The organism is Pacificispira spongiicola, from assembly GCF_012926505.1.
Taxonomy (GTDB): Bacteria; Pseudomonadota; Alphaproteobacteria; order UBA8366; family Aestuariispiraceae; genus Pacificispira; species Pacificispira spongiicola.
This window is the reverse complement of sequence record NZ_JABBNT010000004.1, coordinates 1-19,033: the sequence shown is the minus strand read 5'-3', so window position 1 is coordinate 19,033 and position 19,033 is coordinate 1. Positions and strand designations below refer to the sequence as shown.

Here is a 19,033-nt window from a genome sequence, read left to right as displayed (position 1 = left end):
ACTGCGCAATCCTTTGAAAAACGCCGTTAAAAACAAGAAGGGCGGCTGAAAGCCGCCCTTCTCTCAACCCGTCTCAGCTTAAACTCAGCCGAGGGCGTTTTCCAGTTCCGGCACCGCCTGGAAGAGGTCCGCGACCAGGCCGTAATCGGCGACCTGGAAGATCGGGGCTTCCTCGTCCTTGTTGATGGCGACGATGACCTTGGAGTCCTTCATCCCGGCCAGGTGCTGAATGGCACCGGAGATACCGACCGCGATATACAGGTCCGGGGCGACGACCTTACCGGTCTGACCGACCTGATAGTCGTTCGGGACGTAACCCGCATCGACCGCCGCGCGGGACGCGCCGACAGCAGCGCCCAGCTTGTCCGCAACCCTTTCCAGCATGACGAAATTGTCGCCGGACTGCATGCCGCGGCCGCCGGAGATGACGATCTTGGCGGAGGTCAGTTCCGGACGGTCGCTGGTCGTGACCGACTGGCCGACATAGGTCGACTGATCCTGCGCACCCGTGCCGCCGACTTCTTCGATCGCAGCCGAACCGCCTTCAGCGGCGGCGGCGTCGAAAGACGTCATGCGAACGGTCAGAACGTCGACCTTTTCGCCGGACTTCACCGTCGCGATGGCGTTACCGGCATAGATCGGACGCTCATAGGTCTTGTCGCCCAGAACGGCGGAGATTTCGGAAATCTGCTGCACGTCCATCAGAGCCGCCGCACGCGGCATGACGTTCTTGCCGAAGGTGTTGGCCGGGGCCATGACCGCTGCATAACCGTCGGCCAATTTGACGACCGCCGGCGCGACCGCTTCGGCCAGACCGTTGGCATATTCGGCGCTGTCCGCCAGCAGGACCTTGGACACACCGGCGATTTTCGCCGCCGCTTCCGCAGCCGCCTTGCAGCCGGAACCGATGACCGCGACATGCACGTCGCCGCCCGCGGCCTGAGCCGCCGTGACCGTGTTCAGGGTGTGGGGCAGGATCGACGCACCGTCGTGTTCCGCGATAACGAGAATGCTCATATCTTCGTTCCTTCCGGGTGCGAATTAACCAATGACTTTGGCTTCGTCGCGCAGCTTGGCAACAAGCTCCGCAACGTCGGCGACCTTCACGCCGGCCTGACGCGGCGGCGGTTCGGCGACCTTCACCGTGGTCAGGCGCGGGGCCGGATCGACACCCAGGTCGGCCGGGCTCTTCGTGTCGATCGGCTTTTTCTTCGCCTTCATGATGTTCGGCAGCGACGCGTAGCGCGGTTCATTGAGGCGCAGGTCGACGGAGCATACCGCCGGCAGCTTCACTTTAATGGTCTCGAGACCGCCGTCGACTTCGCGGGTCGCGGTCGCTTCGTCCGAACCGATTTCCAGCTTGGACACGAAGGTCGCCTGCGGCCAGCCCAGCAGCGCGGACAGCATCTGCGCGGTCTGGTTGGCGTCGTCGTCGATCGCCTGCTTGCCGCACAGGATGACGCCCGGACCTTCGGCTTCGGCGACGGCCTTCAGGATCTTGGCAACCGCAAGCGGCTCGACCTCGCCATCATGCTGCACCAGGATGCCGCGGTCGGCACCCATGGCAAGCGCGGTGCGGATGGTTTCCTGGGCCTGCTGCGGGCCGATGGACACGGCGATGACTTCTTCCGCCTGACCGGCTTCCTTCATACGGACAGCCTGTTCGACGGCGATTTCATCGAACGGATTCATCGACATTTTGACGTTCGCCGTCTCGACGCCCGTCTGGTCCGCCTTCACGCGGATTTTGACGTTGTAGTCGACGACGCGCTTAACCGGCACCAAAACCTTCATTGCGGCGCGCTCCCTCTTCACAGGATCGACGGGCATGGTTCGACCGAACCGAAACCCTATTGAAACTCGGATCCTCCGGCTGAAAAGCCGACAGGACCCCCTTGTCGACTGAAGTGTTTAGGAGGCCCCAAGCAGGGGGTCAAGCGTTGAAAGGTCGCGTTTCCGTCCGTTCGCGACATCCGGTCGGAACATCCAGACCCCGACGTCGATTTCCACGGTCCGCCCGTCGCTATTCTCGCCCGGTGGGACCAAATGCCACGACCAGGACCGCATCGGTGTCGGCAGGAGCATCAGTTTCGTCAGCGCCTCATCCGACAGGACCTTGTCCGATCGGTCGCGCACGACCCGGCGCGCGTCGCCGATCAGGACCGCCCGCCCCGACAGGGCCTTGAGGTCCGCAATATGGTCGCGCTGTATCTGGGCGGCCAATCCGTCTTGCGGCGGCAGATCGGCGGCCAGCCCCAGCCTCGCCAAATGCCGCAGCGGCAGGATCGGCAATTGTGAAATCAGATTGGCGGACACGACGTAATCGGCGCCCGAAAATTCCTGCAACGGCTCCCCTCTTTGATGGCGGTTGCGGCCTTCGAACAGGCACAGGGACAATCCGTGTATGTCGCGAGTCAGGAATTCCGTATTCCTGGGCAAGCACAGCCCCATCGGCCGGACCGCATCGACCAGCACCAAGTTTCGGCACCGCCGGGCCAATTCCGGCACCGGAATATCGAAACAATGACCCGCGCCCAGCACGACGATTGTTTCCGCATCGTCCGGACAGTTTTCCAGGATCGCGGCCTTCGTCTGGTCCTGATGCGGCTTCCAGGCATCGGCGCATCGCTTCGCCCTGTGCCGGATCGCAATCGATTCGGACAGATACCCGAAGTCCCGCGCCCATTTCGGGCAGGGGGTCATCAGGTATTCCAGGGCTTCCAGGATCATGACGGCGCCTAATTGGTTCCGTCCGCGACCCCGGTTTCGATCAGAACGATGAAGACGACGAAGAGGCCGAACATCACATAGGTCAGCTTCTTCTGCATTTCGATATAGCGCATGCCGTCTTCGGTATAATAGTCCGCGCGCTTGCGGAACATGCTGTCTTTATGGCCGTAACGCGGAATACCGGGCTTCAAATGCCGCCACGCATAGAATTGAAGCACGATCCCCGCAATACAGCACAGGGTGATGGCCAGCAGGACCAGGATGACGAGGATCGACATGGGCGCTACCGGTTCGCGCCCGGCACCCACAGGACGTCGTCCTTGCCGCCGTTATTCGCGACACGGGACAGGACGAACAGCAGGTCCGACAGCCGGTTCAGGTATTTAACCGCATCGGCATTGACGTCTTCCACCGCCGCCAATTCGACAACCAGCCGTTCGGCCCTGCGGCACACGGTGCGCGCCAGATGCAGCACCGCGCCCGCCGGCGACCCGCCGGGCAGGATAAAACTGTTCAACGGCGACAGGTTTTCATTGTAACGGTCAATCGCCTCTTCCAGCGCCGTCACCTGACTTTCCTGGATACGCAGGGTAGACGACCGACGTTCCGTTCCTTCCGGTGTGCACAAATCCGCGCCCAAGTCGAACAGGTCGTTCTGAACCCGACCCAGCAGGGCGTCGATTTCGCCATCCGTATGCAGCCGGACCATGCCCAGAACGGCATTGGTCTCGTCCACCGTGCCATAGGCCTCGACCCGCAGATCGTGTTTCGCGCGGCGCGACCCGTCGCCAAGCGATGTCTGACCGCTATCGCCGGTGCGGGTATAAATCTTGGACAGGGTGACCATGCCGCCGGATCAGCCTCCGTTCGACCTCAACATGCTGACGGCGATGGCGAACATCAGCAACGCCACGAACTGCGCCAGGATGCGATAGCGCATCAGACGGTTGCCCCATTTATCGTTGAAGGCACCGCCCCGGGTCATGCTGAAAATACCGAGGAACAAAATCCCCGCCGTGACGATCATGGCAACGACCATGAGAATGATTGCAAAAACTGTCATTGCTTTAAGCCGATTTCTTAAGCGACGCGGCACGATCCGCGACGCGGGTTACGGAAACGCCCTCGCCCGTCCAGGCGCCGGGCCAGACTTCGGGCTGGGACGCGCGCAGTTTGCGGACAACGCCGATGGGTATATTCTTCGCATGCAGGCGCGGCCCCAGATCGTCGCCGACCGGGGCTTCGTTGAACGGGCCGATTTCCGCGAACCGTCCGTCGAAACCCAACTCCGCCTCACAGGGCAGATAGACCGCCGCACCCGACACGTTCGGGCGCCCTTCGCCCAGCGGGGTCGACCCGATCACGCCGCAGACGGCGACGGTGGTCATCAGTTCCACCGCCCGCGCCTTGGCGCAGCCGAAAACGCGGGAATAACCCGACAGCTTTTCCGTCATCGACGGGCAGAAGATAATGTCCAGGTCCGGCGCGGTTTGCGCGAATTTCATCGACAACGCGGGCAGTTCGATGTCCAGGCAGATCACGATGGCGCATTTCAGGCCGTTCCATTCGAAGACCTGCATTTCCTCATGCGGAACGATACCCCAGCTCGCCGGGTCCTTTTCCGACGGCGTCATGCACAGTTTGCGCTGAATCAGCGGCGCATCGCCGCCGGCGCGGAACAGATGCGCGCCGTTGCTGTAGCGCCCGTCGGGACGCGGGACCGGCCATGACCCGGCCATGATGTCCATACCGTGCGTGTCGGCCAGCGCCTGAATGCCCGGCACCAGCGCCGCACCGGATTCCGCCATGCGCGCCGGCTCGTCGGTCAGCGCCGCGTCGTGACCGTGATAGGTCAACCATTGTTCGGAGACATATTCCGGCGCGATCACCAGGGCGCTGCCTTCCGCTTTCGCCTCCACGACAACACGTTCCAATCGGTCCAGCCAATCCTGAGGCCCGGCCAGCGGCACGGCCAAATTCGTCGCCCAGAGCGTGATCGATACGCTGTCAGTCATTTCTTCGTCTCCCAATCCCGACAATCCGAAAAGCCTACGCCCGCGGCGCCTTTCGATCAAACCTGATCGGCCAGGGCCCGCAAGGCTTCGACGGCTCGTTCCGCCATATTTTCCGGAATGAAGATATGATCGTGATAGTATCCGGCAACGACATTCGCCGGAATTTCCGCCGCGCCCAGGGCGCTGGCGAAGGCTGCGGTCAGGCCCACCGCCTCCAGCGCCGAATGCACGGTCAGGGTGATGCGGCGAAACCGCGCATCGCCGGAAATTCCAACTTTTGCCGCATCCCGAACCGTTAAGATGAGCGTGTCGCCTTCGGATTCCGAAAACCGCATCAAGGGCTTCACCAGCAAATCGGCATCGGCCGGGACTGTCGTGAAGATATAGGTTTCCGGATCCAGAACCGGGTCCATTCCCGCGATCAGTGTCGCCAGATCGGTTTCACCGTTCCCCATGACGTCCCCTCTAAAACGATCGTCCCCGCCGAAGCGGGGACGATACACCATTTTCGATACTGTAGACGTCTTAGGCGCGTTCGATACACATCGCGACGCCCATGCCGCCGCCGATGCACAAGGTGGCCAGACCTTTTTTCGCATCCCGCTTTGCCATTTCGTGCAGCAGCGTGACGAAGACGCGGTTGCCGGACGCGCCGATCGGATGGCCCAGCGCGATGGCGCCGCCATTGACGTTCACCTTCGCCGGATCCCAGCCCATATCCTTATTCACGGCCAGGGCCTGCGCGGCGAAGGCTTCGTTCGCTTCGATGAGGTCGAGGTCGTCGACGCTCCACCCTGCCTTTTCCAGCGCCTTACGGGACGACGGGATCGGCCCCGTGCCCATGATCGCCGGATCGACGCCCGCCGTTGCCCAGGAGGCGATCCGCGCCAACGGGGTCAGGCCGCGCTTCGCCGCTTCGGCGGCGGACATCAGCACCACCGCCGACGCGCCGTCATTGATGCCGGAGGCGTTGCCCGCCGTCACCGTGCCTTCCTTGTCGAAGGCCGGGCGCAGTTTCGCCAGCCCTTCCATGGTCGTGCCGTGCTTCGGATATTCATCCGCGTCGAACACGATCTCGCCCTTACGGGTCTTCACGGTGACCGGGGTGATCTCGTCCACAAATTTACCGGCCTTCTGGGCGGCTTCGGCCTTGGACTGGGACGCCACGGCGAATTCGTCCTGCTCTTCACGCGTCAGTTGCCATTTGCGGGCGACGTTTTCCGCCGTGTTGCCCATGTGATAGCCGTTGAAGGCACACCACAGACCGTCCTTGATCATCGTATCGACGAATTTCATATCGCCCATTTTCTGACCGTTGCGCAGATGCGCGCAATGCGGGGCGAGGCTCATATTCTCCTGACCGCCGGCGACGACGATATCGGCATCGCCCGCCAGGATCGCCTGCATGCCCAGCGCGACCGTGCGCAAGCCGGACCCACAGACCTGATTGATGACATAGGCCGTCTTGTCGTCGGGAATACCGGCCTCGATCGCCGCCTGACGCGCCGGGTTCTGGCCTTCACCCCCGGTCAGAATCTGGCCCATCACGACCTCGTCGACATCTTCCGGCGCGACTTTCGCGCGTTCCATCGCTGCGCGGATCGCGGTTGCCCCCAGGGACGCGGCGCTGACCCCGCTGATGGTTCCATTGAATGCACCGACGGGGGTGCGCGCGGCACCAACAATAACGATATCGGACATCGGATCTCTCCTCCCAATTAAGGCCGCTTTTCGGACGGTTTTCCGGTCTTCCGAATTCGGCTGCGTTCTCCATCGAAGGGCGTGCCCTTCGTCGCGACAGTTTTGTGCGCCGCAACATACCGCCAAGCCATGACTTGGATCAACCGCTGGTTCAAAGATAGCGCAGGGTCACCAAGAATCCAGGAATTCCGTGAGCGGTTCCCAAACCGCCCGCCGGGCATTCCCGGCCACGATCATGCCGATATGGCCGATCGACGGGGTTTCGATCCGACAGTCCGGCACGGCACCGGCGAGAGCAAGCGCCGATCCCGGCGGCACGATCCGGTCTCCGGCAGGGATCAGCGCCAGGGTGGGTTTCGTCCAGGCGGCGGGATCGACCGGCAACCCATCCACGATCCAAATCCCGCGCCCCGGACGATTTTCGCCATACCAGCCTCGAATACAGTCGCGCGCCACCGGGGCGCTGAGCGGGACGCCGTCATTCAGCCAGTCTTCAAGGGCGACAAACGCCTTCGCCGCATCGCTGTCCGGGTTCAGTTTGTCGAACCACGCGAATTTCCGGAAGGCCAGCAACGGGTCCAATGCCGTGAACAAGGCCTGCAAGACATCCGTCGGAAGTTCCGAATGTTGCGCCAGCATCGGCTCCCATCCCGGCAGTTGCGCCGCAAGGGCACGTGCCTGCTCGGGTCGTTCCGCGTGAAAATCCCACGGCGTCGCCATCAATGTCAGAGAGCGGGCGGTATCGGGTATGCCGATGGCCGCCGCCAACGCCAGCAGCCCGCCCATGCAATATCCGACGAGTCCAACCGGTTCCCCCATTTCCCGCGCGGTCGCAGCCAGAGCCCGCCGCAGCCGGGCAATGTAGTCACCCACGTCGAAGGAGCGTTCCGTTTCCCCCGGCGCATCCCAATCCATCAGGAAAACCGGATGCCCCCGGTCCGCCAGATACCGGGCGAGGCTTTGTTCCGGTCGCAGGTCCAGAATATAGGCCCGGTTGACCAAAGACGGCACCAGCACGACCGGTGGGCGTCGGGCCGGTCCCTTCAAATAGACGCGATAATCCAAAAGGGTCGACGTCCCTTCCCGCCACAAGGCATCCGGGGTGCTGTCGGTGCGGCGATACGGATGCGACCGGTATCTCTCTATCCCGCGCAGCATACGGCACAGCCGCGATCGCGCCTCCCGCTCGACGGCTAGGGGAAACGCGGCGTCAGGACTTGGTTGCCGGCTTTTTGCGAGGTCGTTTGGCTGCTGTTTTCTTTGTTGCGGCTTTTTTTGCTGCGGTTTTCCGGGAGGCAGATTTTCCAACGCCGCCGTCAGTTTTTCCGCTTCCGCCCGAAGGTCGGGATTCCAGACGAGCGAGCCGCTCCTCAATGCGAGCGAGGCGGCGATCGAGCTCATGTAAAATCCGCTCGCCGCCATCAGATGCACCGGCAGCGGTCTTGGGCCGATCCGATTTCTGGTGCTGTGCGCCTGCGTCATGCTGTCCCCAAGCTGCCATCGCCTGCATAACGCCGTCCATGGGGGACGCGTTCGGCCCCTGACCCGCCATCAGGCTGGAAGTAAAATTCTGCCAGGCGCGCACGGATTCTTCCATGCTGCGCGTCAGGTCGGGATCGCTTCCCATTGCCGAAATTTGGGATTGCCAAAGATCGACAAAGCGACGGGCGAGTTCCGCCGGATCGTCGCCATGGTCGTTTCCGGAGCCGTCACCACCGCCAGTAGGCCCGGTATTGTCGTTGTTCTTGGTCATGATGTCCGGAACTATAACGCGACCACCGCATCGCGAACAGGTCTATTGCACTGCAGCGCCGACGGGTGCACACTTCCTTTCCGCAGTGCGATCCGCGCCCTTTGTCGATACGATTTCAATCCTTGCGGACCCGATCACGCGGATCGAAGAGGTAAAAGAGAATGAGCCAGGAAAAACCTGCGAACGGGAAAACGGAGTCGGTGGCTCCGGAGGAAGCGAAAACCGGCGAGGCCAGCACCGCCCAGCCGATCACGATCAAAAAATACGCGAATCGGCGCCTCTACAACACGGCGACGAGCAGCTACGTTACCCTGGACCACCTGTCGCAGATGGTGCGCGAAGGCATCGATTTCGCTGTCTTCGACGCCAAGACGGGTGAGGATATCACCCGCGCGGTCCTGACCCAGATCATCGTCGAGGAAGAAGCGAAGAACGGACAGAATCTGCTGCCCGTCAGCTTCCTGCGCAGCCTGATCGGTTTCTACGGCGACAATATGCACAGCATGATGCTGCCGAAGTATCTGGACATGTCGATCCGGTCCTTCACCGACAATCAGGAAAAGATGCGGGAATACGTGCAGGGTACGTTCGGCACAGTCTTCCCCTTCGGTCCGTTGGAAGAGCTGGGCAAGCAGAACATGGCCATGTTCGAACGTGCCATGCAGATGTTCTCCCCCTTCGCGGGCGAGGGCGAAAAACCCGTCCCCGGTAAAGCGTCGGACACCTCGGAAAGCACAGCCTCCGGCGGTGGTGAAGACAAGGTCGAGGCGCTGGAACGGCAACTTGAAGAAATGCAGAAGCAGATCAAGGCCATGCGCGGCAGCAAGGGCTGACACGCAGCCCACCCCAATCGCTTACCCGAAAACTTGGATTGAAAGCCCTAAGGCTTTTTCTGGCCGCGGGACAGGAAATGCACGACCGTTCCACCGGCAGCGCCGGACATGGTTTTGTCGTCTTTTCCATCCGTATTAGGGGGATCGGCCTCGCCATCCGGGACGATCGTGCCGTCCTTCCAGACCGGGTCGACGATCGGCTTCCCGAAATACCAGCCTTGCAGGAAATCCGCGCCTTCGCGCGTCAGGATTTCGGCCTCTTCTTCGGTCTCGATGCATTCCGCGACCGTCTGTAGCCCGAAACCGTCGGCCAACCCCAGCAAGGTCCGAATGAACATCTGATTTTCGCGGTTCGTCGCCACGTCCTTCACAAAGGCGCCGTCGATCTTCACGACATCGACGGTCAGCGACTTCATATGCCGGAAGGACGTATAGCCGGACCCAAAATCGTCCAGCGCCACCTTGCAGCCCAGGTCGCGCACCGTGCTGACGAAACGCGACGTCACGTCGAAATCTTCCAGCGCCGCGGTTTCCGTGATCTCGATCGTCAGGCGCTTGGCGACATCGGGACGGCCCTTGATCAGGCTCATCAAGGTGCGCAGCCACGCGGGATCGGTCACCGTCAGACTGGATACGTTGACCGCTAGATGGACGGCGGATTGAACCGTCAGATCGCCCACGGCGAGTTCCAGGGCACGCAAGTCCAGCGGCCGGATCATGCCCAGCTTCTCAACGATCGGTATGAACTGGCCGGCAGGCACGATCTTGCCGTCCGGGTCGATCATCCGGATCAGCGTTTCGTAATAGCTGATCTTCTGCGTCGTGGCGTCGACGACCGGCTGATAGGCCAGCACGATGCGCCCTTCGTCCAGCGCCTTCAGGACTTTTTCACCGACGGAGATATTCGTGCGCTGCCGCTGACGCTGCTCTTCCGTCACACGATAGAGAACGTAGCAATTGCGGCCCATGGCTTTCGCTTCGGCCAGGGCGCTTTCGGCCCCGGTCATGGCGTCCAGCGCTGTCCGCGTAAAGCCGGGAATGGGCGTGCCGCCGACCGACACCGTGATATGGACCGGCCCGCTAGGCGTTTCGATCGGCGAAGACCGGAAACTGTCCAAAATCTTTTCCGCCGTGATCTGCAGCCCGTGCTCATCGCAATGGGACAGGACGCAGCCGAACCGGTCGCCGCCGATGCGTCCGATCACGTCGGTCACACGCAGGCAGCGTTCGACCCGCTGGCCGACGCCGACGATCACCGCATCCGCCGTTTCATGCCCATAGCCGTCGTTGATCATCGACAATTTGTCGATCCCGATGGCCAGATAACCGCCTGAAACCTTGTAGCGTTCGTTATAGGACAGCGCGTTCTGCAGCGCTTCCCGCAGGCGCACCTTATTCAAATGCCCGGTCAAATCGTCGTAATTCGCCCGATGTTCCAGCAGGCTTTCCTGCTGCTTCCGGCCGGTAACGACACGCAGCGTCCCGTAGAAATAGGCCGGGGCCCCCATCTCGTCATAGACCGCGCCGCCCCGATCATGGACCCAGCAGAAAGCCCCGTCCTTGCGGCGGATACGGTATTCGCAGTCATAGGGTTTGCCGGTGGCGAGGTGCCGATTCAGAACTTGCAAGCGGCGGGCGAGGTCTTCCGGATTGATCCGCTCACCGAAACTCTCGCCGGTATCGACATCGTCAAAACTGCCGCCGCCCAGCATCGATTTGGAATCGCCTATCCAGGCGATATCGTCGGCTTGCAGGTTCCAGCAATAGGCAAGATCGCCCGCTGCCGTCAGCGCATTGCTGACCAACGTCGAGGCGTCGGGACGGGATGGCGGTTTGGTCGTCACTCGGGGTCCCCCACGAAACCTTCGGACAGCCCCCACTGCCCACTACCTATGCTGTAAATCGCATTGTGACGCCCTCAACCATTTGAGGCATCAAACATATTCAACCAGAAACAGTGAAAAACGCAATTAAATTCTAAAGTTCATTTTCGAGAACTTTGAAATCAGCGAAAAACTCACCCTCGGCCGAAAACCGGGACAAGTCATCCAGGGAGGAGCATTTATCAATACGGAGATGAGTTCCTTATTCCTCCTTACCGGTCGCGCGGCAAAGAAGAATATAAAGTTTCCCGACATCCGACGTGACGAAGGTCGAATGGATCAAGTGTTCCGGATCGGTCTCTTCGGAATCGCCCAGAAGCCGATCGAACTGATCGATATAGCGCAGCACGTGTTTCCGCGCCTCGGTATCGTGGCGGATCTTGTCGCTGATCGTCTTGACGATGGATGTCTGACGGGTGCGCAGCAGGTTGCGGGTGAACACCGTGCGGTCGCCCTTCACATAGCGCCGCCAATCGGCCTCCGGCACCTCGCCTTGCAGGACCCGCGTCAGGTCGATGGAAATCGAATTCAGCTCCTCGACGATATAACGCGCGGTGCGCAGGAACAGGTCGCGCCGCTGTTCGTCCTCGCGCTGATGGATGGCCTTCGCCTGTTCTTCTGCCCGCTGCGAGGCCTCTGTCAGGCGTTCGACCTGACCCTGGAATTTTTCCGCCGCGCGGTTCGACCGGGTTTCCGACTCGTCCACCGCCTTCAGCATCTGCTGCGTACGGTCCGACAAGGTTTCGACCAATTCCTTCAATTGCCCCTTGGATGCGCCCGCCGCCCGTTCCAGGGAAGAGACCTGGTCGCTCAACGTTCGGCCGACCAAGGCCAATTGCTGGTTGGCCAGATCGCCCGCCGCCGCGATATCGCCCGACTGCGTGCGCAGCATTTCGATCAGCGCCCGAACCCGTTCCGCCGTCAGTTCGGTGCGTTCGTCCACACCTTCCGCCTGCTGCGCGAAGGCATCCGATATCAGCTGCAACGACCGGGCGGAGGCATCCGCCGCCGCGACGAGGCTTTCGGCTTGCAGCTTCAACCCTTCGCGGTTGTCGGAAATCTGCATCCCGGCCTGAACGGAGGCGCTGGTCAGCTTTTCGGACTGTTCATGGAAGTGACGACCAACCTCTTCCAGCAGAGCCAGCGCCGTCTGGGTCGCCTGACGCATTTCGCCTGCTTCGCCCCGGAAGATGCCGCCGGCCTCCGTCAGGCGCCGGGACACTTCGTCCGTCAGGCTCCGCATTTCCTCGACCCGTGCGCGCAGGGCCGCGTCGATCTGACCGCCGCGTTCGGTCGCTTCCTGGCTCGCCGCCAGAAGCGTTTCGGTCTGGCTTTCGGCACTCGTTTCGATGGCTTGGCGCTGCTCGGCGAGTTGAAGCGCCAGATAACGCAGGGCTTCCGCATCGGCGGCGAGGCCTTCGCGGATCGCCTGGGCGCCTGCCGATGCCTTGTCCGTGATTTTGTTCAATTCGGCAGTTTCGTGCTGCAATCCGTGGCGGATTTCGCGGATTTGGCCGGTGGCGCGATCCGCCGCCTCACGCAACGCCGCGCTGTTGGAGGTCAGCACCTCCCCCAGGGTCCGGGCGTGGTCCGCGGACCAATCCGCCGCTTCTCGCAAGGACTGGCTCTGGCGTTTCAGCATTTCCGCCATGCCACGGGTTTGGGCGATGGCCGGATCGAAGGTTTCGTCCAGGGTCGTCACGCCTTCCGCCATGGCTTCCTTGATCGCGGTCAGGCGCGCGGCCAGTAGGGTTTCGATCTCGCGGGCCTGATTGCTGGCATGGTCGGAGGCGGCATTCAACTCCGCCGCTTGTTGGCGCAACGACGCGCGGATCGCCTCTGCACGGGACGCGGCAAGATCGCTTGCCTTGGAAATCTCCGTCGCCTGCTCGGACAGCGCGGTTCCCATCGACCGGACCTGTTCCACCGCCTGTTCCGCCGTCGCAGCGATCCCCTTGCGATGACGGTCGGCCTCGGCATCCACCTCCCCCGACCGTTCGACCAGGGTCGCGTGCAACGCCGCCAGATCTTCGACCTGACGCGTGACCGTCGCGCGCACCGTATCCGATTGCGTCGTGACGCCGTCGGCGGCGCGGACCAAATCGTTCGATTGCTGACGCAGTGCCAGGGCGATTTCCTCGACCTGCTCCCCCGACCGGGCCAGCGCGGCGGTCAACGCATCGCGTCCTTCCGCGACAGCGCTGCCCAGTTTCTGCGAGAACCCGTCCGCCGCGACATCCGCCGTGTCTGCGATGGCGTCGACCCTGTCGGTCGCGCGGTTCAGGCTTTCGGCCATCGCCTCGTCCAGGCGCGACATGGATTGCGCGACAGCCTCCTCCAACAGGCCCGCCTGCCGGGTCAAGACGTCGGACAACCGGCCGATGCGGGATTCGCTGCGGTCGGTGAAATCGGTGAAGCTCTTGGTCTGCTGTTCGAAGGCATCCTTCAGCCGTTGGCCGATACGGTCGACCTCGTCCTTCAGGCTGCGCGCGATATCGGCGGCGCTGTCGCGGGCATTGTCCGCCGCGTCGTCCAGCGAACGAACGCTGTGATCCAAAGTTTCGCGGGCAGAGATGCTGCGCTGTTCGGCGGATTGCGCCGCCCTGTCCAATTGTTCCGTGTAATCCTGAAACAGGCCCGACATATCGCGAATTTCCGCCGCCGCGCGTTCAGAGGCCGCAACCGTGTCCGAGGCCTGAATCTTCAGCGATGCCGTGACCGAATCCGTTGTCTCCAACACATTCGTCGCCGCGCGCATCAGGGTATCGGTCTGTATCTCCACCGATCCTTCCAGATCCCGGCGATGGCGTTCCAGACGTTCCGCCAGGGTTTCCAGCCGTTCCGCCTGCGCCGACAGGCCCTTGCGCATATCCCCGGCGCGGTCTTCCGCCCTGTGCGCCGCCGATTCCAGCGCCCCCGTCGTGTCCCGCAGCGCATCGGCCAGTTCGGTCAGATTCGCCACCGCGACATCGCCGACCTGGGACAATTGATCCGCCTGCTTGCGCAGCAGATCGGACACGCGCCGGACGCGGGCTTCCCCTTCCTCCGCCGGATAGGTCAGCAGTTCGAGCTGCCGCCGCAGAGTTTCGGTATGCAGGCTGACTTCCTCCGACCCTCTTACATACAGCGCGAAGACCCAGAGCAGGATCAGCGGGAAGGTCGCCCCGGCGGCAAGAGAGGCCAGTTCCTGAGGCAACAGAAGATCGAGCAGCGCCAAGCCGCCGATTTCCTGGAAATAGCGGGTCGCCCCGGCGACCCATAGCGCGGTCAGTACCGCCGCCCCCCAGCCGACAAGACGCGACCGCCGCCGCGCTTTCTTGAGAACCTCCTGGACGTCTTCCGGCACCGTGGCCCGGGCACGCCGGTCCCCACCCGGAAACCGGGCTACCTTCGGCGCGTTCGTATTGGCGGGCGCGCTGGCCGCGCCGCGGTCGGTATCGTCACTCATCCGGTTCTCGTTTCGCCGTCAATCGCGGGTGTTTCACCCTTATGGGTCGACCTAATAATGGCAGCATTGCCGATTCGCCCCGGAAGGCCAGGAAATCCGGGACCGCCCGTGGGACGGGAAGTATAGCCGATCCGCCCCATTGCCGCCAGAATCGCCGCCCTTTGCGCGATTAGGTCATTGTTCACGGCCCCTGCCCGCACTATCCTGCGGCCCTGCGAGATCGCCGTTCACCCGCTGCCCGCCGCATCCGCGCCAACGGTTCGGATATGCGACCGGGCGCGACTGCCCATAGGAGCCCCGCCGCATGATGGTCCACAAAGATTTCCCCAGCCTGCATATCGTCGACCATCCGCTGGTGCAGCATAAGTTGACTTGGCTGCGGCGGCAGGACACGCCGACGGTATCCTTCCGCGCGTTGCTGAAGGAAATCGCGCTGTTGATGGGTTACGAAATCACCCGCAACGTGCCCCTGACCGAAGTGGAAATCGAAACGCCCCTGCAAAAGATGCGCGCCCCGGTGCTGGCCGGACGCAAACCGGCGATCGTCCCGATCCTGCGTGCCGGGATCGGCATGGTGGACGGATTGATCGAATTGATGCCGTCCGCGCGGATCGGCCATATCGGCCTGTACCGCGATCCGGAAACGAAACAGCCCTGCGAATATTACGTGAACCTGCCGGAACCGGGCGGGCGCTTGTTCATCCTGTGCGACCCGATGCTGGCGACCGGCAATTCGGCGGCCCATGCGGTGAAGGTGCTGATCGACAACGGCGTGGAGGAACAGAATATCCGCTTCCTCGCGCTGGTCGCCGCGCCGGAAGGGGTGAAGGTCCTGACCGACGCCTATCCGGGCATCGCCATCTACACCGCCGCCCTGGACGAAAAGCTGAACGAAAAGGCCTATATCGTCCCCGGTCTGGGCGATGCCGGCGACCGTATTTTCGGCACACGGTAAGGACGACGACAGCGAGCAAATCCGCTCGCGGCAATCTCACTGGTTTGTGAAAGCCTGCGACGGCCTTGTGACTCGCGGCTTTGAAAGGCGCCGCTACACTCTGCGTCGTCGGTCGCTCGTGACCGGCCGAACGGGTTCGATCCCGTCGCAACAGACACAGATTACAGTGGAGAAGCCCTACCATGTCCGTTCAAAAGAAAGCCATCGGCGTTACCCTCGCATCCGCCGCCGCCGCGCTGTTCATCGCCGGTTCGACGGTTTCCGTCGCACCGACCGCCGCGAAGGCCAGCGAAGTGAAATGCTCCGGCATCAACACCTGCAAAGGCACCAGCGCCTGCGCCTCCGCCACGAATTCCTGCAAGGGCCTGAACGAGTGCAAGGGCCACGGCTGGCTGCCGGCGGCGAGCGCCGACGATTGCATGTCGCAGGGCGGCACGGTCGTCGAGTAAGCCGATGACGGCTTCGGCAAAGCGGGAGGCCGGCGATCCGGCCTCCCCTTTCGGCAATGCGCAGACGCCCTTCGCCGGATTCGGCCTGGGCCTGCGCGTTCCGCATTATGCGGATATCCTGGACGCCCGGACTGGCCCGCACCCGGATGTCGATTGGTTCGAGATCATCTCGGAGAATTTCTTCGAAGCGGGCGGTCTGCCCCGCCGCAACTTGATGCGTGTACGCGAACGCTATCCGGTCGCCATGCACGGTGTTTCCCTGTCCATCGGCTCGTCCGATCCTTTGGATATGGATTATCTGCATCGCCTTAAGACACTTGCCGATCTCTTAAACCCGCCGGTCCTGTCCGACCATCTGTGTTGGACCGGGGCGCATGGTTTGAACATGCACGATCTTCTGCCGGTTCCCCTGACGGAAGAAAGCCTGAAACACGTCGCCGGACGAGTCCGCCAAGTGCAGGACATTCTGGGTCGCCGGATCGCCCTGGAAAATCCATCCAGCTATGTCGCCTTCGACTGCGATGAGATGTCGGAATGGGATTACCTGTCCGAACTGACCCGGCAGGCGGATTGCGACCTGCTGCTGGACGTGAACAATGTCTATGTCTCGTCCGTGAACCATGATTTCGACGCCGTCGCCTATCTGGACGGTCTGCCCGCCGACCGCATCAAGCAAATCCACCTCGCCGGGCACGAAAACAACGGCGACCATATCGTCGATACCCATGACGCGCCGGTCACCGGGGTCGTCTGGACCCTATATGGCAAGGCCGTCGAACGATTCGGCACGGTGCCGACGATGATCGAACGCGACGGCAAGATCCCGGCCTTCGACATCCTGGTCGCGGAGCTGCAAACCGCACGCCGCCTGCAACGGGGGGTATTACACGCCGCACCGAAAGAACGCGCCGCATGACGACGCTGGCCAACCTACAAACCCTGTTCCAACGCCATCTTTTGGAAGGGGATGCGGCATTGGCACCGTATCTGGCGCGCGGCGGCGCCTTTCTGCCGGTCTATCGCAATGCCTATGGCGCGCGTCTGCGCGAGATCATGGCCGGGGAGTTTCCCGGCGTCGCGGCGCTGCTCGGGCCGGATCGCTTCGAGGCAACGGTCGATGTCTATCTTGCCGACCATCCTTCCACGCACCGGAACGCACGTTGGCTGGGGCGGCACTTCACCGATTGGCTGGGGGCGACCGATATCGGGCGACGCCATCCGGTTCTCGTCGATATGGCGGCCTATGAATGGGCCTTGAGTTTCGCCTTCGACGCGGCGGATGCGGACGCGCTACCGCCGGAGGTTTTCGCGACCGTCCCCCCGGATGCCTGGCCGGGTCTGACCTTCGCCTTTCATCCGTCTTTGAGACTGCTGACGCTGGGCCACGATCTGGTCGACTTCCGAAAAGCGGCGGCCGAGGAAAGAGACCCCGACAACGCGCCGACGGCCTTGGAAAAGACCAGCGGCTGGGCGGTTTGGCGGGATGCGGAAAGTTTGACCGTTCAGCATCGGCCGCTCGCCGACGACGAGGCGGACGGTCTGTCCGCCCTCACGGACGGTGGCGATTTTTCCAATCTCTGCGACCGGATCGCGGACCATCTGGACGCCTCCCTTGTCGCGGCGCGCGCCGCCGAATTGTTGGGTCATTGGGTGGGCGCGGGATGGATTGTCGATTTGGGCGGATTCACTCTAGACGCCCATGCGGATTAGCGGCCATTCTTCACCCCTCGAATACCACAACCGACCATTCACAGGCTGGGAGATTGGGATATGTTGGCACGACGCACCGTAATCAAAAGCATTGGCGGCGCCGGGGCGGGACTGGGCGTTTCGCCCCTGGCCGCGGTTCTGGCCGATCCAAAACGCGCCAAGGCGGCGGCGGATGGGTTGCAGACCGTTGGATCCACCCTGTCCGACGGCAGCAAGGTCCGCGCCGCCCTGGCCATGCCGGCGCAAACGCCCGCCCCGGCAGTCATGCTGATCCACGAATGGTGGGGCCTGAACGATCAAATCAAGGCCGTGGCGGCGGAATTCGCAGCCCAGGGCCATATCGCCCTGGCCATCGATCTGATGGGGGGTGAGGTTGCGACGACGCCGGACGGGGCGAAGGCCCTGACCGGCAAGGTGGGCGCAAACCCCGGCAAAGCGCTGGAAACCTGCAGCCTGTGGATCGACTGGCTGCGCGGTCATGACGGATCGACAGGCAAGATCGGCACCTGCGGCTGGTGCTTCGGCGGCGGTTGGTCGTTGAATGCCTCGCTGGCGGAACCGGTGGATGCGACGGTCATCTATTACGGCCGGGTGGACAAAAGCGCCGCGGAACTGGCTAGCCTGAAAGGTCCCGTCCTGGGCCATTTCGCAACCCAGGACAAGTTCATCAATACCGCGATGGTCGACGGATTCGTGACCCAGATGGCGGAAGCGGGGAAAAGCCTGACGGTTTATCGCTATGACGCGGATCACGCCTTCGCGAACCCGACCAGCGCCCGATACGATCAGGAAGACGCGGCCCTGTCCTGGGAGAGGACGACCAGCTTCCTGTCGCAGAGCTTGAAGACCTGACCCGGCGCGTCATCCAAGTTTTTCCGCGCGGGTGATGTAATGTCGCCGCAAATCACCTTATGATCGCCCGCATCGGACACCGATGCGGGCGAATAACAACATGGTACGGTCCCTACATCTTATTTTCGCACTGACCTGCGCCATCCTGATGTCGCAGTTCCCGGCCTATCATCAGCAATATCTGCAACGGCTGGGCGGGGCGTTGGACGAGGTACGGGAACAGATCGCCGCCCTGGACGACCGCGCCGCCAAGGCCGGTATGGAACGCTACGACTATGTCCGGCATTTCCGGAACAATCCGGACCCGGTCATCTCCGGCGAAGGGGAAGCGATGGTCCAAACCCTGGCCCGGCAAACCTGGTTGATCGACGCCCTGGACAGATTGCGGGGCGCGCCCTGGTACATGATCCTGGTGGAAGACGCCTTCCATTTGGATCCCGCGATCGCGCGCAACACGCTTCAGGATTTCCAACCCGCCGTACCGCTGTCGATCAGCGGCGGGGCGCATGCCTTTCTGGGATTCTTTATCGGCTATCTGCTGCCTGCGATTCTATGGAGTCTGATGCCGTTCCGCCGGGCCCGCCGAGAGGCTTAGTGTGGTGCGCGTTCATTTGGAATGGCCAGGATCGCTATATCGGTTTGTCGGCGAGGAGAGGATGCGCAGGCGATGTGGGTCATTGCCAAGCGCAGTCGACGCTGTCCGA

General features: G+C 62.5%; 20 protein-coding genes. 7 read left to right on the top strand and 13 right to left on the bottom strand.

Annotated elements, in window-relative coordinates:
* Positions 1-84: 84 nt before the first annotated feature.
* The 11 genes from HH303_RS13185 to HH303_RS20115 form a co-directional block, all read right to left on the bottom strand.
* Positions 85-1,017: an FAD-binding protein gene (locus tag HH303_RS13185; RefSeq protein WP_169625843.1), complete on the bottom strand. Its 933-nt coding sequence runs from the start codon at positions 1,015-1,017 to the stop codon at positions 85-87.
* A 24-nt stretch (positions 1,018-1,041) separates the two neighbouring features.
* On the bottom strand, positions 1,042-1,794 hold the full coding sequence (locus tag HH303_RS13180; protein ID WP_169625842.1) for an electron transfer flavoprotein subunit beta/FixA family protein: 753 nt from the start codon (positions 1,792-1,794) through the stop codon (positions 1,042-1,044).
* A 117-nt stretch (positions 1,795-1,911) separates the two neighbouring features.
* Positions 1,912-2,730, bottom strand: a complete 819-nt coding sequence (locus HH303_RS13175; protein WP_169625841.1) for a hypothetical protein — start codon at positions 2,728-2,730, stop codon at positions 1,912-1,914.
* An 8-nt stretch (positions 2,731-2,738) separates the two neighbouring features.
* A complete protein-coding gene (locus tag HH303_RS13170; RefSeq protein WP_169625840.1) occupies positions 2,739-3,008 on the bottom strand; it encodes a hypothetical protein in 270 nt (89 codons plus the stop codon).
* Positions 3,009-3,013: 5 nt separating this feature from the next.
* Positions 3,014-3,577, bottom strand: a complete 564-nt coding sequence (locus HH303_RS13165) for a cob(I)yrinic acid a,c-diamide adenosyltransferase (protein ID WP_169625839.1) — start codon at positions 3,575-3,577, stop codon at positions 3,014-3,016.
* A gap of 9 nt (positions 3,578-3,586) precedes the next feature.
* The gene (locus HH303_RS13160; protein WP_169625838.1) at positions 3,587-3,793 is read right to left on the bottom strand and encodes a twin transmembrane helix small protein; all 207 of its coding nucleotides are present in this window, start codon (positions 3,791-3,793) and stop codon (positions 3,587-3,589) included.
* A gap of 4 nt (positions 3,794-3,797) precedes the next feature.
* Entirely contained in the window at positions 3,798-4,745 is a 948-nt protein-coding gene (locus HH303_RS13155; RefSeq protein ID WP_169625837.1) for a nitrilase-related carbon-nitrogen hydrolase, read from the bottom strand.
* 56 nt (positions 4,746-4,801) lie between these two features.
* Positions 4,802-5,200, bottom strand: coding sequence for an ACT domain-containing protein (locus HH303_RS13150; protein ID WP_169625836.1), 399 nt, complete (start codon positions 5,198-5,200; stop codon positions 4,802-4,804).
* Between the two features lie 70 nt (positions 5,201-5,270).
* Positions 5,271-6,446, bottom strand: coding sequence for an acetyl-CoA C-acetyltransferase (locus tag HH303_RS13145; RefSeq protein ID WP_169625835.1), 1,176 nt, complete (start codon positions 6,444-6,446; stop codon positions 5,271-5,273).
* Positions 6,447-6,614: 168 nt separating this feature from the next.
* Positions 6,615-7,604, bottom strand: coding sequence for an alpha/beta fold hydrolase (locus HH303_RS13140; protein WP_227421816.1), 990 nt, complete (start codon positions 7,602-7,604; stop codon positions 6,615-6,617).
* Between the two features lie 52 nt (positions 7,605-7,656).
* Positions 7,657-8,199 carry a hypothetical protein gene (locus HH303_RS20115; RefSeq protein WP_227421815.1) on the bottom strand — a complete coding sequence of 181 codons (543 nt, stop codon included), beginning with the start codon at positions 8,197-8,199 and terminating at the stop codon, positions 7,657-7,659.
* 161 nt (positions 8,200-8,360) lie between these two features.
* Between HH303_RS20115 and phaR the strand changes: the two genes are divergently transcribed.
* Positions 8,361-9,032: a polyhydroxyalkanoate synthesis repressor PhaR gene (gene phaR / locus HH303_RS13135; protein WP_169625833.1), complete on the top strand. Its 672-nt coding sequence runs from the start codon at positions 8,361-8,363 to the stop codon at positions 9,030-9,032.
* Between the two features lie 47 nt (positions 9,033-9,079).
* Here the strand turns inward: phaR and HH303_RS13130 are convergent, their stop codons facing one another.
* Positions 9,080-10,876, bottom strand: coding sequence for a putative bifunctional diguanylate cyclase/phosphodiesterase (locus HH303_RS13130; RefSeq protein WP_169625832.1), 1,797 nt, complete (start codon positions 10,874-10,876; stop codon positions 9,080-9,082).
* Between the two features lie 241 nt (positions 10,877-11,117).
* Positions 11,118-14,363, bottom strand: coding sequence for a coiled-coil domain-containing protein (locus HH303_RS13125; protein WP_169625831.1), 3,246 nt, complete (start codon positions 14,361-14,363; stop codon positions 11,118-11,120).
* A 304-nt stretch (positions 14,364-14,667) separates the two neighbouring features.
* On the opposite strand from HH303_RS13125, the gene upp reads away from it, so the two are divergent.
* From upp to HH303_RS13095, 6 genes are all read left to right on the top strand, one after another.
* The gene (gene upp, locus HH303_RS13120; RefSeq protein WP_169625830.1) at positions 14,668-15,318 is read left to right on the top strand and encodes a uracil phosphoribosyltransferase; all 651 of its coding nucleotides are present in this window, start codon (positions 14,668-14,670) and stop codon (positions 15,316-15,318) included.
* 182 nt (positions 15,319-15,500) lie between these two features.
* On the top strand, positions 15,501-15,767 hold the full coding sequence (gene bufA2 / locus HH303_RS13115; RefSeq protein ID WP_169625829.1) for a BufA2 family periplasmic bufferin-type metallophore: 267 nt from the start codon (positions 15,501-15,503) through the stop codon (positions 15,765-15,767).
* A gap of 4 nt (positions 15,768-15,771) precedes the next feature.
* Positions 15,772-16,683, top strand: coding sequence for an MNIO family bufferin maturase (gene bufB / locus HH303_RS13110; RefSeq protein WP_169625828.1), 912 nt, complete (start codon positions 15,772-15,774; stop codon positions 16,681-16,683).
* A complete protein-coding gene (locus HH303_RS13105) occupies positions 16,680-17,477 on the top strand; it encodes an HvfC/BufC N-terminal domain-containing protein (RefSeq protein ID WP_169625827.1) in 798 nt (265 codons plus the stop codon). Before bufB ends, HH303_RS13105 begins: the two co-directional genes overlap by 4 nt.
* 60 nt (positions 17,478-17,537) lie before the next feature.
* Entirely contained in the window at positions 17,538-18,329 is a 792-nt protein-coding gene (locus tag HH303_RS13100) for a dienelactone hydrolase family protein (protein ID WP_169625826.1), read from the top strand.
* A gap of 100 nt (positions 18,330-18,429) precedes the next feature.
* Entirely contained in the window at positions 18,430-18,924 is a 495-nt protein-coding gene (locus HH303_RS13095; RefSeq protein ID WP_169625825.1) for a DUF2937 family protein, read from the top strand.
* Positions 18,925-19,033: the final 109 nt, after the last annotated feature.

Coding starts and splice junctions, on each gene's coding strand:
- HH303_RS13185 (WP_169625843.1), bottom strand. CDS start 1,017: ATGAGCATTCTCGTTATCGCGGAACACGACGGTGCGTCGATCCTGCCC.
- HH303_RS13180 (WP_169625842.1), bottom strand. CDS start 1,794: ATGAAGGTTTTGGTGCCGGTTAAGCGCGTCGTCGACTACAACGTCAAA.
- HH303_RS13175 (WP_169625841.1), bottom strand. CDS start 2,730: ATGATCCTGGAAGCCCTGGAATACCTGATGACCCCCTGCCCGAAATGG.
- HH303_RS13170 (WP_169625840.1), bottom strand. CDS start 3,008: ATGTCGATCCTCGTCATCCTGGTCCTGCTGGCCATCACCCTGTGCTGT.
- HH303_RS13165 (WP_169625839.1), bottom strand. CDS start 3,577: ATGGTCACCCTGTCCAAGATTTATACCCGCACCGGCGATAGCGGTCAG.
- HH303_RS13160 (WP_169625838.1), bottom strand. CDS start 3,793: ATGACAGTTTTTGCAATCATTCTCATGGTCGTTGCCATGATCGTCACG.
- HH303_RS13155 (WP_169625837.1), bottom strand. CDS start 4,745: ATGACTGACAGCGTATCGATCACGCTCTGGGCGACGAATTTGGCCGTG.
- HH303_RS13150 (WP_169625836.1), bottom strand. CDS start 5,200: ATGGGGAACGGTGAAACCGATCTGGCGACACTGATCGCGGGAATGGAC.
- HH303_RS13145 (WP_169625835.1), bottom strand. CDS start 6,446: ATGTCCGATATCGTTATTGTTGGTGCCGCGCGCACCCCCGTCGGTGCA.
- HH303_RS13140 (WP_227421816.1), bottom strand. CDS start 7,604: ATGCTGCGCGGGATAGAGAGATACCGGTCGCATCCGTATCGCCGCACC.
- HH303_RS20115 (WP_227421815.1), bottom strand. CDS start 8,199: ATGACCAAGAACAACGACAATACCGGGCCTACTGGCGGTGGTGACGGC.
- phaR (WP_169625833.1), top strand. CDS start 8,361: ATGAGCCAGGAAAAACCTGCGAACGGGAAAACGGAGTCGGTGGCTCCG.
- HH303_RS13125 (WP_169625831.1), bottom strand. CDS start 14,363: ATGAGTGACGATACCGACCGCGGCGCGGCCAGCGCGCCCGCCAATACG.
- upp (WP_169625830.1), top strand. CDS start 14,668: ATGATGGTCCACAAAGATTTCCCCAGCCTGCATATCGTCGACCATCCG.
- bufA2 (WP_169625829.1), top strand. CDS start 15,501: ATGTCCGTTCAAAAGAAAGCCATCGGCGTTACCCTCGCATCCGCCGCC.
- bufB (WP_169625828.1), top strand. CDS start 15,772: ATGACGGCTTCGGCAAAGCGGGAGGCCGGCGATCCGGCCTCCCCTTTC.
- HH303_RS13105 (WP_169625827.1), top strand. CDS start 16,680: ATGACGACGCTGGCCAACCTACAAACCCTGTTCCAACGCCATCTTTTG.
- HH303_RS13100 (WP_169625826.1), top strand. CDS start 17,538: ATGTTGGCACGACGCACCGTAATCAAAAGCATTGGCGGCGCCGGGGCG.
- HH303_RS13095 (WP_169625825.1), top strand. CDS start 18,430: ATGGTACGGTCCCTACATCTTATTTTCGCACTGACCTGCGCCATCCTG.